This is a genomic window from Segeticoccus sp., assembly GCF_035708005.1.
On the sequence record NZ_DASSTI010000176.1, the window covers coordinates 50,787 to 64,897 of the forward strand.

Annotated in this window: 11 protein-coding genes; 8 read left to right on the plus strand and 3 right to left on the minus strand. The window is 71.6% G+C overall.

What is annotated here, in order from left to right:
• The first annotated feature begins 104 nt into the window (after positions 1–104).
• Together VFL99_RS17035 and VFL99_RS17040 are read left to right on the plus strand one after the other, a co-directional pair.
• Positions 105–1,220: a baeRF2 domain-containing protein gene (locus VFL99_RS17035; protein WP_325107555.1), complete on the plus strand. Its 1,116-nt coding sequence runs from the start codon at positions 105–107 to the stop codon at positions 1,218–1,220.
• Between the two features lie 60 nt (positions 1,221–1,280).
• Positions 1,281–1,673, plus strand: coding sequence for a hypothetical protein (locus tag VFL99_RS17040; RefSeq protein WP_325107556.1), 393 nt, complete (start codon positions 1,281–1,283; stop codon positions 1,671–1,673).
• Between the two features lie 163 nt (positions 1,674–1,836).
• Here VFL99_RS17040 and VFL99_RS17045 read toward each other — a convergent pair whose 3' ends face one another.
• Positions 1,837–3,927 (minus strand): MDR family MFS transporter, encoded by a 2,091-nt coding sequence (locus VFL99_RS17045; RefSeq protein ID WP_325107557.1) that lies wholly within the window; start codon positions 3,925–3,927, stop codon positions 1,837–1,839.
• A 38-nt stretch (positions 3,928–3,965) separates the two neighbouring features.
• Complete coding sequence (locus VFL99_RS17050; protein WP_325107558.1) at positions 3,966–4,496, minus strand: MarR family winged helix-turn-helix transcriptional regulator; 531 nt, start codon at positions 4,494–4,496, stop codon at positions 3,966–3,968.
• 384 nt (positions 4,497–4,880) lie between these two features.
• Between VFL99_RS17050 and VFL99_RS17055 the strand changes: the two genes are divergently transcribed.
• Together VFL99_RS17055 and VFL99_RS17060 are read left to right on the plus strand one after the other, a co-directional pair.
• Positions 4,881–6,581 carry a formate--tetrahydrofolate ligase gene (locus VFL99_RS17055; protein ID WP_325107559.1) on the plus strand — a complete coding sequence of 567 codons (1,701 nt, stop codon included), beginning with the start codon at positions 4,881–4,883 and terminating at the stop codon, positions 6,579–6,581.
• A gap of 17 nt (positions 6,582–6,598) precedes the next feature.
• Positions 6,599–7,147 carry a cyclodeaminase/cyclohydrolase family protein gene (locus VFL99_RS17060; protein ID WP_325107560.1) on the plus strand — a complete coding sequence of 183 codons (549 nt, stop codon included), beginning with the start codon at positions 6,599–6,601 and terminating at the stop codon, positions 7,145–7,147.
• Between the two features lies 1 nt (position 7,148).
• Here VFL99_RS17060 and VFL99_RS17065 read toward each other — a convergent pair whose 3' ends face one another.
• The gene (locus tag VFL99_RS17065) at positions 7,149–8,381 is read right to left on the minus strand and encodes a metal-dependent hydrolase family protein (protein ID WP_325107561.1); all 1,233 of its coding nucleotides are present in this window, start codon (positions 8,379–8,381) and stop codon (positions 7,149–7,151) included.
• A 204-nt stretch (positions 8,382–8,585) separates the two neighbouring features.
• Between VFL99_RS17065 and VFL99_RS17070 the strand changes: the two genes are divergently transcribed.
• The 4 genes from VFL99_RS17070 to VFL99_RS17085 all read left to right on the plus strand — a co-directional run.
• Positions 8,586–9,017, plus strand: coding sequence for a hypothetical protein (locus VFL99_RS17070; RefSeq protein ID WP_325107562.1), 432 nt, complete (start codon positions 8,586–8,588; stop codon positions 9,015–9,017).
• Positions 9,018–9,066: 49 nt separating this feature from the next.
• Positions 9,067–9,858 (plus strand): class I SAM-dependent methyltransferase, encoded by a 792-nt coding sequence (locus VFL99_RS17075; protein ID WP_325107563.1) that lies wholly within the window; start codon positions 9,067–9,069, stop codon positions 9,856–9,858.
• A 62-nt stretch (positions 9,859–9,920) separates the two neighbouring features.
• Positions 9,921–10,391 carry a MarR family winged helix-turn-helix transcriptional regulator gene (locus VFL99_RS17080; protein ID WP_325107564.1) on the plus strand — a complete coding sequence of 157 codons (471 nt, stop codon included), beginning with the start codon at positions 9,921–9,923 and terminating at the stop codon, positions 10,389–10,391.
• Positions 10,384–14,111: ABC transporter ATP-binding protein (locus VFL99_RS17085; RefSeq protein WP_325107565.1), on the plus strand; the 3,728-nt coding region annotated here is incomplete at its 3' end. The genes VFL99_RS17080 and VFL99_RS17085, both read left to right, overlap by 8 nt.

Consider the following 14,111-nt stretch of genomic DNA (forward strand, 5'->3'; position numbering starts at 1 on the left):
GGCTGAGAAGCGCGCCGCCCGGTCAGACCTCAGGGCTCAGCACGCCGCGCCGCCCGCCGTGACCCGGGCGATTGCGGCCCGCCCGACCGGGTAGGGGCACCGCCATGCGTACTGCCTCACTAGCCTCGATCTACGACCAGCCGGGCCCGTTCGCGACGGTGCTCGTCGACGTCTCCGAAGAGGGCGGCGGTGGCGAGCGGCAGCACGAGCTGCGCGTGAAGGACGCGGTCACCGAGCTGGAGCACCAGGACGCCCCGGAGCAGGTCCGCGAGCTCGTCCGCGCCGAGCTGGACGCGGACGTCCACACCGCGGCCCCGGTCGCGCGCGTGGTGGTCGCGAACGACTCGGGCGTGCTCCTCAGCGGTGAGCTGCGCGAACGGGTGGACCGGCCCGTCGTGCAGTGGGGGACCCTGCCGGCGCTGACGCCGTGGGTGCGGCTGCAGGACGCCTCGGTGCCGTTCGCGCTCGTCCTGGCCGACCGCGAGGGCGCCGACATCGAGGTCCACCGCGCCTCCTCCGCGCCGGAGGTCGAGCAGGGGGAGACCCACGGCGAGACGTTCCACATGACCAAGGTCAACACCGGCGACTGGTCGATGAAGCGCTACCAGCGGCACGCCGAGGAGGTCTGGCGGCGCAACGCCGAGGAGACCGTCGAGGCCGTCGACTCGCTCGTACGGGAGGGCATCGAGCTCGTCGTCCTCGCCGGCGACGAGCGCGCCTGCAGCGACATCCGCGACGGCGTCGGGGAGGAGGCGCGGGTCAGTCTGGTCCGGCTCGACAGCGGCGGCCGGGCCGCCGGGTCCTCACGCGAGCAGCTCGACGCTCAGATCCGTGAACTCATCGTCGGGCGGGTCGTGCAGCGCCGGCTGGTCGAGGCGCGGGAGCTGGAGCAGCGGGTCGGCCAGGGCAGTGGCGCGGTGAGCGGCGCGGACGCGGTGCTCGACGCCTTCGTCCAGGGCCAGGTCGACCGGGTGCTGCTCGACCCGGGCGCCGCGCGGACGCAGCGGGTTCGGGTGTCCGAGCACGAAGGGCTGGACCTCGGCCCGGCATCGGGTGGGGACACCGGCGAGCTGCCCCTGGACGACGTCGTGGTCGCGGCGGCGGCACGCACCGGCGCCGACGTCGTCGTGGTCCCGGACTCCGTGCTCGACGGGGCGCCCGTGGCGGCGCTGCTGCGCTGGGATGCCCACGGCGGCGGCGCAGGCGACGAAACCGGGTGACCCTCCTGACACGCGCCCGGTGACGTGACCACAATGGGAGGGGAGTCCAAGGGAGTGACCGTGGCACGCAGGCGTGACGACGGCAGCATGCCGCCGGTGCCGGTTGTCGTGGTGACCGTCATCCTCGCCGCGGTCGGCGTGCTGGCCATCGTGGGAGGGGTGGCCGCCTTCACCGAGTCGGTCGGTGTGGGGATCCTGCTGCTCCTCGTGGCGGCGCTCCTGCTGGCCCTGGCGCACTGGATCCGCTTGGGCAACAACACCGCCCGCTCGATCACCTTCGCCTGCATGGGCATCGCCGTCGCCTACTTCCTCTTCACCGGGTTCGGTGACGGCAACATCGTCTTCGCCCTCGTGCCGATCGCGGTCGTCTGGCTGCTCGCGGGCGGCGACGCGCGCGACTGGTTCGCCGCGCACCAGAAGAAGCCCCCGGACTCGGGCTCCTCTCCCCCCTGACCGCCTCGGCTGCGGACCGCGCGCAGACGACGACCGGCCGGCACACCTCCCCGTGGTGTGCCGGCCGGCCCTGTCCGGCGCCTCGCCGGACCCCCTGCACCCGCCCCTCATCGGGGCGTCCTGTCGGCACCCGGGCTCTGGACCCGGTATGCCGAGTGCTCACCTACGCGCGGTGGCGTCCCGGTCCGCGCCGCTTGGGTGCGGGCGGCTGGGCGTCCGATGCGCTCTCGTGCCGCCCGCCGCCGGAGCGCTGTGGCGCGGTCTCGGGGGAGTGGCCGTGGTCGCCGTCCTGGTCGACGATCTCGTCCAGGGTGCGCGCCCCGCACTCGGCGCAGACGGCGTCGGTGAGGCCGCGGCTGGTGGTCCACTGGTGGGTGTGGTCACCGTGGTCGTCCGCGGTCTGGGCCTGGTGTTCGCCGTGGTGCGTCCGGGCACCCACACCGACGAGCTCCCGCTCATCGCCGGGCCGATCGTCCTCGGGCACCTCGCCGCGGGCCGACCCGCCGTCCGACCGCTCGCCGTCCGAGCCCAGGCGGTCAATGGCCTGGCTCCCGGCGATGCCAGCGCTCGTGGCCGGCATACCCTCACTGGGCTCGGCCTGGGCCGCGGCAGCCGCGGCCGCCCGCTCGCTGGCAGCGATCTCCAAGCCGGACTGGGTGCGCAGCTCGATGCGAGGCAGGAAGCACAGCACGATCAGGCCGATCAGGACAACGGCGGCGCCGATGATGAACACCAGGTCCATCGCCTGCGAGAAGCCGACCCGGAACGGGTGGGCGACCGCGTCGGTCAGGTGACCGAGCACCGAGGAGTCGTTGAGGATTCCGCCGGCGCCACCGGCGCCACCGCCCTGCTGCGGGTGCTGCAGGGCCTGGGCGAGGGCCGCGGAGTCCGGGTGCTGCTGCAGGGCCGGATCGCGCAGCGCCTGCTGGTAGGCCGGCGTCTGCAGCGCGGAGACCAAGGCGTCCTTGATCTTCGTGCCGGCGCTGCTGAACAGGATCGACAGGAAGATTGCGACCCCCATCGTGCCGCCCATCTGGCGGAAGAAAGTGGCGGCGCTCGTGGCCATGCCGATCTCGCGCGGGTGGACCGCGTTCTGCACGATCAGGGTCAGCGGCTGCATCGTGTTCCCGAGGCCGAGGCCGAAGATCAGCATGAACGCCAGCACCAGCGTCAGCGAGGAGTCGGCGGTCACCCGGGACAGCAGCACCAGGCCGACGATCATCAGGGCCGTGCCCAGGATCGGGAAGATGCGGACCTTGCCGGTCTTGGAGATCAGCTGGCCGGAAATGACCGAGGAGACCATGATCCCGAGCACCAGGGGCAGCATCATGAAGCCGGAGGACATCGGCGTCGCCTGGTGCACGATCTGCAGGTAGAGCGGGATCGTCATCATCCCGCCGAACATGCCGAGGCCGACGATCATGCTGCCGACGATGGTGATGGAGATGGCGCGGCTCTTGAAGATCCGCAGCGGGATCAGCGCTTCCTCACCGATCCGCTTCTCGGCCCACACGAACAGCAGCACGCCGATCACGCCGATCGCGTAGCAGCCGAGGGACCGGCCCGAGCCCCAGCCCCACGTGCGGCCCTGCTCGGCCACGGTCAGCAGCGGGACGAGGGCGATGACGAGCCACACCGCGCCCCACCAGTCGATCCGGTGGTCGTGGCGGACGTGGTGCAGGTGCAGCGTCTTGCTGACGACGAACAGCGCGGCGATGCCGATCGGCACGTTCACGAGGAAGACCCAGCGCCAGCCGCTGATGAACAGGATCTGCGAGGCGCCGGCGAAGAAGCCGCCGATGACCGGGCCGGCGACGCTGGAGGTGCCGAAGACGGCGAGGAAGTAGCCCTGGTACTTCGCCCGCTCGCGCGGGGAGACGATGTCGCCGATGATCGCCAGCGACAGGGAGAACAGGCCACCGGCGCCGAGGCCCTGCAGGGCGCGGAACCCGGCGAGCATGTACATCGACGTGGAGAAGCTGCACAGCGCCGAGCCGATGATGAAGATCGAGATGGCGCTGATGAAGAACTGCTTGCGCCCGTAGATGTCGGACAGCTTGCCGTAGAGCGGCGTCGCGATTGTCGACGTGATCAGGTAGGCCGTGGTGACCCAGGCCTGGATGTCCAGGCCGTGCAGGTCGTCGGCGATGGTGCGGATCGCGGTGCCGACGATGGTCTGGTCCAACGCGGCCAGGAACATGCCCATCATCAGGCCGCTGAAGATGGTGAGGATCTGCCGGTGGGTCAGTCCCACGCCGGAAGAGGAACTGGTGGCGGTTGGTGCGGCGGCGGTCATGGACGGTCCTCGGTGGTGGCGGAGTCGGCGGTGACGGTGGTCTGGCCGGCGGTCATCAGGTCGGGGTGGGGCTGCTGGTTCATCCGGTCACGTGCCTCCTGGAGGGAGTCGCCAAACCTGCCGAGGTAGGAGTCGAACGCCTCGACGTCCTCGCGCTCCCACCCGTCGAGCAGCTGGGCGAGCCACTCGCTGCGCCCGGCGACGAGTCGGTCGATCAGGTCCCGCCCTTCCGGGGTCAGGGTCACCACCGAGGCGCGGCGGTCCTCCTCGTCCTGCACCTTCTCGGCGAGGCCGTGGGAGACCAGCCCGCTCACCTGGCGGCTGACCGTGGACACCTCGGAGTGGACGCACTCGGCCAGCGCCGAGACGCGTCGCGGCTCGCGGGAGAGCTGGAACAGCAGCGGGTATGCCGAGGGCTCGGCGCCCGGGTGCAGCCGGGGCAGGTGGTGGCGCATGGACGTGAACAGCTTGACCACTCGGATGAGGTCGTTGCCGAACCGCTGCGCTGTCTCGAGATCGATGGACATGGCGGCCTCTGGGGGAGGGATGAACAGCAATCAGTTGGTTGCCGCATACAAGTATGCGCGCGGCCCAGCTCTCCGCGCAACTTCGCCGATCTAGGGACTCTCCGCTGGATCTGGGGACTCTCCGCTCGATCTCGGGACTTTGCCGGCAGGAAAGTCCCGAGATCGATGGGAAAGTCCCGAGATCCGCAACGTCGCAACCACGGCCGTATGCCGTGTGCTTGCGTGTCCGTCGCGGGTCGCCCGGGACGGTTGTCACCAGCGCAGGCTGCGGTCGGGTCGGTCCGGAGCGGTCGACGTGTGCGGGGGGCGGGGGCTAGGTTCGCAGGTGTGGGCACCTCTTCGGGCGAGGTGCCGCCTCGTGTGCAGGAAGGGGCAGGTGGAGTCATGGCCGACGTTCCGTCCAACTTGGAGATCGCGCAGAACGCCACGCTGAAGCCGATCGAGGAGATCGCCGGGCAGCTGGGCCTCGAGGACCATCTGCTCGAACCGTACGGCCACGACGTGATGAAGGTGAGCCTGGACGCGATCCAGGAGTTCGCCGACCGGCCCCGGGCGAAGTACGTCGTCGTCACCGGCATCACCCCCACACCGCTGGGGGAGGGGAAGTCGACCACCTCTGTCGGCCTGGTGCAGGGGCTGAATCGGCTGGGCAAGCGCGCGACGGTGACGATCCGCGAGGCCTCCATGGGCCCGGCACTGGGCATCAAGGGCGGGGCCGCCGGGGGCGGCTACAGCCAGGTCGTGCCGATGGAGAAGCTGAACTTGCACCTGACCGGCGACATCCACGCCGTGAGCGCCGCCAACAACCTGCTCGCGGCGATGCTGGACAACCACCTGTTCCGCGGGAACGAGCTGGGCATCGACCCCTCGACCATCACGTGGCGTCGCGTCGTCGACATGGACGACCGGGGGCTGCGCGAGATCGTCACGGGGCTGGGCGCTCGGGGCAACGGGCCGCTGCGGCAGACCGGTTTCGACATCACCGCAGCCTCCGAGGTGATGGCCACGCTCGCGTTGACGACCTCGTTGACCGACCTGCGGGAGCGGCTCGGCCGGATCGTCGTCGGCTACACCGCCAAGGGCGAGCCGGTCACCGCCGAGCAGCTGCACTCGGCCGGCACCATGACGGTGCTGCTCAAGGAGGCCATCAAGCCCAACCTGCTGCAGACGCTGGAGAACACACCGGCGTTCGTGCACTGCGGGCCGTTCGGCAACATCGCGACCGGAAACTCCTCGGTGGTGGCCGACCTGATCGCCCTGCGCACCTCCGACATCGTCGTCACCGAAGCCGGGTTCGGCGCCGACATGGGCGCTGAGCGGTTCTTCAACATCAAGTGCCGTGTCTCGGGGGAGAAGCCCGACGCCGCCGTGATCGTCGCGACCGTGCGCGCGCTGAAGGCCCACTCGGACAAGTACCGCATCGTCGCCGGTCAGAAGCTGCCACAGGCGCTGTTCGAGGAGAACCCGGACGACGTCCGCGCCGGTGCGGCCAACCTGGTCAAGCAGATCGAGAACGTGCGGGTCCACGGGGTCTCACCGGTCGTGGCGGTGAACGCCTTCGGGACCGACCACCCGAGCGAGGTGGACGCGATCCGCGAGATCAGTGAGCAGGCCGGCGCCCGCTGCGCCGTCTCCGACCACTTCGCCCGGGGCGGTGAGGGTGCCCTCGACCTCGCGCAGGCCGTGGTGGATGCCGTCGAGGAGCCCACGGACTTCCACTTCCTCTACCCGGACGAGGCCAGCCTGCGCGAGAAGATCGAGACGATCGCGACGAAGATCTACGGCGCCGACGGGGTCGACTACTCCCCGGCAGCGAACCGGCAGTTGGACCGCTATGAGGCGGCAGGCTTCGGCAACCTGTCCATCTGTCTGGCCAAGACCCACCTGTCGCTGTCCTCCGACCCCACGCTGAAGGGCGCGCCCACCGGGTGGCGGCTGCCGTTGCGCGAGGTGCGGGCCTCCGTCGGCGCCGGCTTCATCTACGGCATCTGCGGTGACATGCGCACGATGCCCGGATTCGGCTCGGACCCGGCGGCGGCGCACGTCGACATCGACGCGAACGGCAACACCGTCGGCCTCTTCTGATTCGACGGTTCGGACTCGTGGGCCGCTACGTCGAGGAGCCGATGACGGGCTTCGCCGACCTGGTGGCGCAGCCCGAACCCGCGCCGGCGGCCGGGTCGGTGGCCGCCGCGACGCTGACGCTGGCCGCGGCTCTCGCGACCAAGGCGGCCCGGCTCTCCACCCGCCAGCTCTCCGATGCGGGGTCCATCGCCGAGCAGCTGCAACGGTGGCGGGTCATTGCGGAGGGGCTCGCCGACGACGACGCCCGGTCCTATGCAGCAGTGCTCCAAGCGATCCGCGAGAGCGGCCGCGACAGCCCCGCTGCGCAGGCCGCGTGGAGCGACGCCGCTCGAGTCCCCCTGACCATCGCCGAGGTGGGCACCCAGATGGCCGAGCAGGCTGCCGCGCTGGCGCGCGAGGGCAACCCGAACCTGCGGGGCGACGCGCTCACCGCGCTCAAGCTGGCGCAGGCGGCAGTCGACGCGGCGGCTCAGCTGGTCGCGATCAACGTGGCACAGGCCGGGCTCGACCCGGTGATGTCGGACCGGGCCAGCGCCCTCGCAGGGCGGGCCGCCGCCCTCACGTGACTCACGCGGGCTGAGTGCCGTCGCCGGGGCGGCGATGGACCGTGCCGGAGTGCATGACGAAGTCGACGCGGGCAGTCGCGGCAATGTCGTCGAGCGGGTTGCCCGGCATGGCGACGATGTCGGCCCGTGCCCCGGGCCTGAGCACGCCGATGTCGTCGATCGCCAGCATCTCCGCGGCCACCGAGGTGGCGGCGCGCAGCGCGCGGGCGGGGCTCAACCCGGCTGCCACCATCGCCTGGAACTCGAGGATGCCGTGGCTGAACGCGAACATGCCGCAGTCGGTGCCGAAGGCCACCTTCACGTCGCTTGCCGCCATGATCCGCTGGGAGTCGAGGATCTGCTGGTGGTCCCGCCGGAACTTCCAGACCGCCTGCTCCGGCAGCGTCCCGGCACGGAGCTGGGCGAGGTCCTCCTGGGTCATCTGCATCGTCGGCACGAGGTAGGCGCCGGCACGGGTGGCGGCATCGACCCCCTCCTCATCGATCAGGTAGGCGTGCTCCAGGCTGCGCGCGCCGCAGCGGACCGCCTGCTTGCAGGCGTCGGCGGCGCCGGTGTGCACCGCGACGGGGAGACCGAGTTGGTGCGCGGTCGCGCACAGGGCCTCCATCTCGTCGTCGAACCACGTCACGCGCGCAGGATCGTCGCCGGCGCTGAAGTAGCCGCCGGCGTTGGCGGTCTTGATCCAGTCCGAGCCGTGGGCGTGCTCGCGGCGCACCACCCGGCGGATCTGCGCGACGCCGTCGGCGACCGCGGAGACGGGCAGGTCCCAGCGCGAGGCGTAGAAGCCGCTCAGGTCGCCGTGCCCCGCGGTCGAGCTGATGACGTGGCCCGCGACCACCAGCCGTGGGCCGTCCACCACTCCGGCGGCGAGCGCGTCGCGCAGGTCGACGGTCGGGAAGTCGGGATCCATGCTGCCGAGATCACGCAGGGTGGTGAAGCCGTAGTCCAGGTACTCCCGGGCAAGACCCAGCCCGGTGAGGGCCTTGGTCGCCGACGAGCCCAGCGTCTGCCGGGCCAGGTGGGAGGCGTCCATCGTCAGGTGCACGTGCGTGTCGATGAAGCCGGGACTGACGGTGCGTTCGGACAGGTCGATCAGCTCAGCCCCCTCTGGCCGGGTGACGGAGGACCCCATCTCGGCGATCCTCCCGTCGCGGACCAGCAGCTCCGTCCGGCCACCCAATTCGCTGGACGACCCGTCGAACACCGCGCCACAGACCAGAACCGTCGCATCCACGGCAGCCACTGTGCCGCGCAGCGACCGCGTCGGCGAGCGCAGCGAGGGGCGCAGGTATCAGGAGCGGCTCCACCGGCCCCGCGTTGCCGCGGGCACGCTCTGGGGTCGCCCGCCCGTCTGGCCGGGCGACCACGGCACGGGCGACACCACCACGACGACCACCACGACAAGTGGCACGATGCGGACAACGCCACCGCGTGGGACATGAACGACAGCGGCGCCGAGCAGAACCGCTGCCTCAACGCGACCATCTACGACGAGGCACTGCAGCCCGGGCAGAACGCCACGTTTGCCTGCGCCTTCTACGAGAGCGACGGACAGGACTACGGATCCACGGTGTCCGCGGCCGGGAAGCTCGCCTCCGGCATCGGCGCGGCCGTCGGCCAGCCCGTGGTCAACATCGCCGGGATGATCCTGTCCTGGGTCGGTTCACTGATCCCCAAGAACCAGGACGACTTCCTCGGTGGGTTCTCCGTGCAGCTGGCCAACAACGGTGGACGGGTCTCGATCGTGGACGTGGCCCCGAGCACCTACGCGCGTCGGATCTCCTGGGACAAGGGGTCCAACTCCTTCACCATGGGCTTCCGGCACGACGACGGCGACTACACCGTCGACTTCCAGGTCGTCGGGCGCTGACCCGGTTCCGGGCCGGGTGCTCGCCGCGACACGGCCCTATCGTGGGCTGGTGGGCGACGACACCTGGGCCGGCCTGGCGGACCACTTCGCCGACGAGGCCTACGAATCGGTGAAGGGGTTCGTGCGCACGCACGTGTTGCACCAACAGCTGCTGGAGCACCTGCCCGCCCCGCCGGCGCCGGTGCTCGACGTGGGCGGCGGCGCAGGGCACCAGTCGTTTCCGCTGGCACGCGCCGGCTATGACATCTCCCTGCTCGACCCGTCGCCAGCCATGCTCGACAAGGCCCGGCAGCGACTCCAGCGCCTCCCGGAGGAGGCCCGCGATCGCGTGACGTTGCTCGAGGCCGACGGCCGGAACGCCGGCGTGGCGGTCGACGGCGCGCGCTTCGCCGCGGTGCTCTGCCACGGCGTGCTCGGCTACCTGGAGCATCCGGAACCGCTGCTCGACCAGCTGTGCCGGTGCGCGGCACCGGGCGGCATCGTCTCGATCATGACGGGCAACGCGAAGGTGATGGCGGTCCGCCCGGCCCTCGAACGCCGGTGGGGGGACGCCTTGGCGTCCTTCGACACTCGCACGGAGGTGGGCGTGCTCGGAGTCCCGACCCGGGCCGACACCGTGGAGGAACTCAGCGAGCTGGTGCGCAGCCGCGGCGTGGAGCCCCTGCGCTGGTACGGCGTCTGGCTGTTCGTCGACTGGCTCGAGTTCAGCGGGGCCGAGCTGGACCCCAGCGACGCGGAGCAGGCGGCGGCCGTCGCCGCAGTCGAGCTCGAGGCCAGCCGGCGCGACCCCTACCGGCAGCTCAGCCGGGTCTTCCATCTCGTGGGCCGCCGAACTCGCTGACGGAACGATAATCCGCCACGGCAGTGGTTCGGGGTACGAACCACGTTGTACCGTCGGAGGTGATGGACCCTTCCACGGTGCGACCGGGGCGAAGGCCGGAGACCGAGCGGCCGGTCGGTGTTGCGGCGGTGCGATCCCTGGCCCGCGTGGCGCGCCTGCTGGAGCGAGCGGCGGGTGACCTGCCGCTCGCGCAGTACCGCGTGCTGTGCGCCGTGGCCGAAGGTGAGGAACGGGCCGCGCGACTGGCCGAGCGGCTGGCGGTGGGCAAACCCACGGTGAGCGCCAGCGTCGACGCGCTGTGCAAGCGGGGGCTGCTGCGACGGCATACCGTCCCCGGGGACCAGCGCGCCGTCCGGCTCGCGCTGACCGCGCAGGGAGACCGGGCCCTGCGCGACGTGGAGACCGCCCTGGCGGAGCGACTCGCTGCCGTCGTTCAGCACGACGACGACCCGGCCGGGCTGCTGCAGGCGCTCGCCCGGCTCGGCCCGGCCATCGAGCAGCTGCACGTCGAACGGGCCCACCACCATGGGTGATCCCGACCAGGGCTGGATCCGGCGGCTGGTCGGCTGCCTCCTGGTGCACCGCCGGGATGCGTTGCTGTCGCTGGGTGCCGCCCTGCTCGGGGGCGTGCTCAACACGGCGGTCCCGCTGATCGCCCGCCAGATCGTGGACGCGGTGATCATCGCGCACACCCAGCCGCTCGCGCCCTGGGTCGTGCTGCTGGTGGCCGTCGCGCTGGCCGCCTTCGGCTTCGCCTACGTGCGCCGCTACCGGGGCGGCCGCATGGCTCTCAACGTGCAGAACGACCTGCGCACCGCGATGCACGAGCGGCTGCAGTCGATGGATCTGCAGACCCTCTCGCACCTGCCGACCGGGCAGGTGGTGGCCCGCGCCAACTCCGACACCACCCTGGTGCAGGGACTGCTGTCGTTCTTCCCGATCATGACCGGCAACGTGCTCATGCTCGTGCTCTCGCTCGGCGTGATGATCTACCTCTCGCCGCTGCTGTCCGTGGTGAGCATCGCGGTGGCGCCGCTGCTCTTCGTCGTCTCCTACCGGATGCGCGACAAGATCTTCCCGGCCAGCTGGGACGGGCAGCAGCGCGAAGGAGACGTCGCCCAGATCGTCGACGAGGACGTCGCCGGAGTGCGGGTGGTCAAGGCATTCGGGCAGGAGCGGCACGAGCTCGGCCGGATCGTCGACGCGGCGCAACGGCTCTACGGATCGCAGATGCGGGCCGTGCGGCTCACCGCTCGCTACCAGCCGGTGATGAAGGCGGTCCCGACCCTGGGGCAGGTGGCGATCCTGGGCCTCGGCGGCTGGATGGCGCTGCACGAAAACATCTCCATCGGCACCTTCCTGGCGTTTTCCACGTATGTCGCCCAGTTCGTTGCGCCCGCCCGCCAGCTGGCCGGTGTGCTCACCGTGGGCCAGCAGGCGCGCGCCGGCGTCGAGCGGATCTTCCAGCTCCTCGACACCCAGCCGGCGATCGTCGACGCACCGGACGCGGTCGAGCTGCCTGCCCTGCGCGGCGAGGTGGAGTGGCGTGCGGTGCGGTTCGGCTACGGCGAGGACGACCCGCCGGCCCTGGACGGGTTCTCGTTGCGGGTGCGGCCCGGGGAGCGGGTCGCGCTGGTGGGCCCCAGCGGTTGTGGCAAGTCGACCGCGATGGCGCTCGTCGGACGCTTCCACGACCCGCGGGCCGGGGCGGTGCTCGTCGACGGCGCGGACGTGCGGGGGGTGGCGCTCCGCTCGTTGCGCCGGCAGGTGGGTTACGCCTTCGAGGAGAGCTTCCTGTTCTCCCAGAGCGTGCGGGCCAACATCGCCTACGGCCGCCCGGATGCCACCGAGGAGGAGGTGCTCGCGGCCGCCCGCGTGGCGCAGGCGCACGGGTTCATCGAGCGGCTCCCCGGCGGCTACGACACGCCGATCGGCGAGCGCGGCCACACCCTCTCCGGAGGCCAGCGGCAGCGGATCGCGCTCGCCCGCGTCGTGCTGGCCGACCCGCGGATCCTGGTGCTCGACGATGCGACGAGCGCCGTGGACTCGCGCACCGAGGAGGCGATCCACGAGGGGCTGCGCCGGGTCATGGCGGACCGCACCACCCTCCTGGTCGCGCACCGGGCGTCGACCCTGCACCTCGCCGACCGGGTGGTGGTGGTCGACGCCGGGCAGGTGGTCGACGAGGGACGGCACGAGGAGCTGATGGCGCGTAACTCCTTCTACCGCGGGCTCCTCGCCGGCCTCGACCCCGAGGAGAGCCTGCCCCCGGACCGCATCGAGCGCTGGGCGGACGCCGTCGACGGCGTGACCGAGTCGGCGTGGCAGCGCGACACCGCTCAGGCACGCGCCGCGGCGAACCGGTCCCGACCCACCGCTGCGACGCTCGGGGCCGGGCTCGGGCGGGGCCACGGCGGCGGCTGGCGGATGGCGCTGGCGCCGACTCCCGAGCTGCTGGCGAAGGTCGACGCGCTGCCGCCGGTGCGCGACCGGGCGACCGTGGACCTGGCGGCCGAGACCCGGCGCGACGCCCACTTCGGCCTGCGGCGGCTGCTGCGCGAGTTCCGTCGCCCACTGCTGTTCGGTCTCGTGTTCGTCATCCTGGACGCGGTCGCCGGGCTGGCCGGTCCCTTCCTCGTCAAGGTCGGTGTCGACCAGGGCGTGGTTGCCGGGTCGTCCTCGGCGCTGTTCGCCGCGACCTTCGCCTACCTCGGGTTCACCGTGTTCGACACCGCCAACCAGGCCGCCGAGACCTTCGTCACCGGGCGGACCGCGCAGCGGGTGATGCTCAGCCTGCGGGTGCGGATCTGGGCACAGCTGCAGCGACTGTCGCTGGACTACTACGAACGCGAGATGGCCGGCCGGGTCATGACCCGGATGACCACCGACGTCGACTCCTTCGAGTCCCTGATCGAGAACGGCCTGCTGTCCGCGCTGGTGGCCATCGCGACCTTCCTCGGCGTCGGGGTGGTGCTGCTGGTGCTGGACCTCCCGCTGGCGCTGGCCACCATGAGCGTCATCCTGCCGCTGGCCTGGGCCACGGTCCTCTTCCGTCGCCGCGCCTCGGCGCTGTATGACGTCGCGCGCGACCGGATCGCGGTGGTCAACGCCGACTTCCAGGAGAGCCTCGCCGGCGTTCGCGAGGCACAGGCCTTCGCCCACGAGCCCGCCACCACCGAGCACTTCCACGGACTGGCCACCGCCTACGTGGAGGCCCGCGTCGCCGCACAACGGCTCGTGGCCACCTACTTCCCCTTCGTGCAGTTCCTGTCCGCCGTGGCCGACGCGATCGTGCTCGGGGTCGGCGCCGAGCTCATCGCGCACGGCCACCTGACCACCGGTGCCCTGATCGCGTTCCTGCTCTACATCGACATGTTCTTCAATCCCATCCAGCAGCTCTCACAGGTCTTCGACTCCTGGCAGCAGACCCGGGTGTCGGTGGGGCGGATCGCCGAGCTGCTGGCGCTGGAGACCTCCACGCCGGAGGCGGACGACCCCCTGGACCCCGGCCTGCTGCGCGGTGAGCTGACGGCGGGCGAGGTGCACTTCCGCTACCCACAGCTCGCGACCCGCCCCGGCGGCGCGGGCGGGTCATCCGTGCCGTCCCCACCCACGTTCCCCGACGCGCTGACGGGGGTCTCCCTCGACGTCCCGGCGGGCGAGACCGTCGCCCTCGTCGGGGAGACCGGCGCCGGGAAGTCCACGATGATGAAGCTCTTCGCCCGCTTCTACGACCCCACCGACGGACAGGTCACGGTGGACAGGCACGACCTGCGCACCCTCGATTCCGCCGCCTACCACCGGCAGCTCGGCTACGTGCCGCAGGAGACCTTCCTGTTCACCGGAACGGTGCGGGACAACATTGCCTACGGCCGGCCCGAGGCCACCGACGCCGAGGTCGAGGAGGCGGCCCGCGCCGTCGGGGCCCACGACGTGATCGCCGGGCTGCGCGGGGGCTACCTGCACGAGGTCAGCGAGCGTGGGGCCTCCCTGTCCCTCGGGCAGCGGCAGCTCATCGCTCTGGCCCGGGCCGAGCTGGTCGCCCCGGCGGTGCTGCTGCTCGACGAGGCGACCGCCAGCCTGGACCTGGCCACCGAGGCGCGCGTGGTCGCCGCCATGCACCGGGTCTCGCGGCGGCGGACGACCGTGCTCATCGCCCACCGCCTGCCGACCGCCCGCGCCGCGCACCGGATCGTGCTGCTGCACCAGGGGCGCGTCACCGAGGTGGGCACCCACGACGAGCTGCTCGCCGC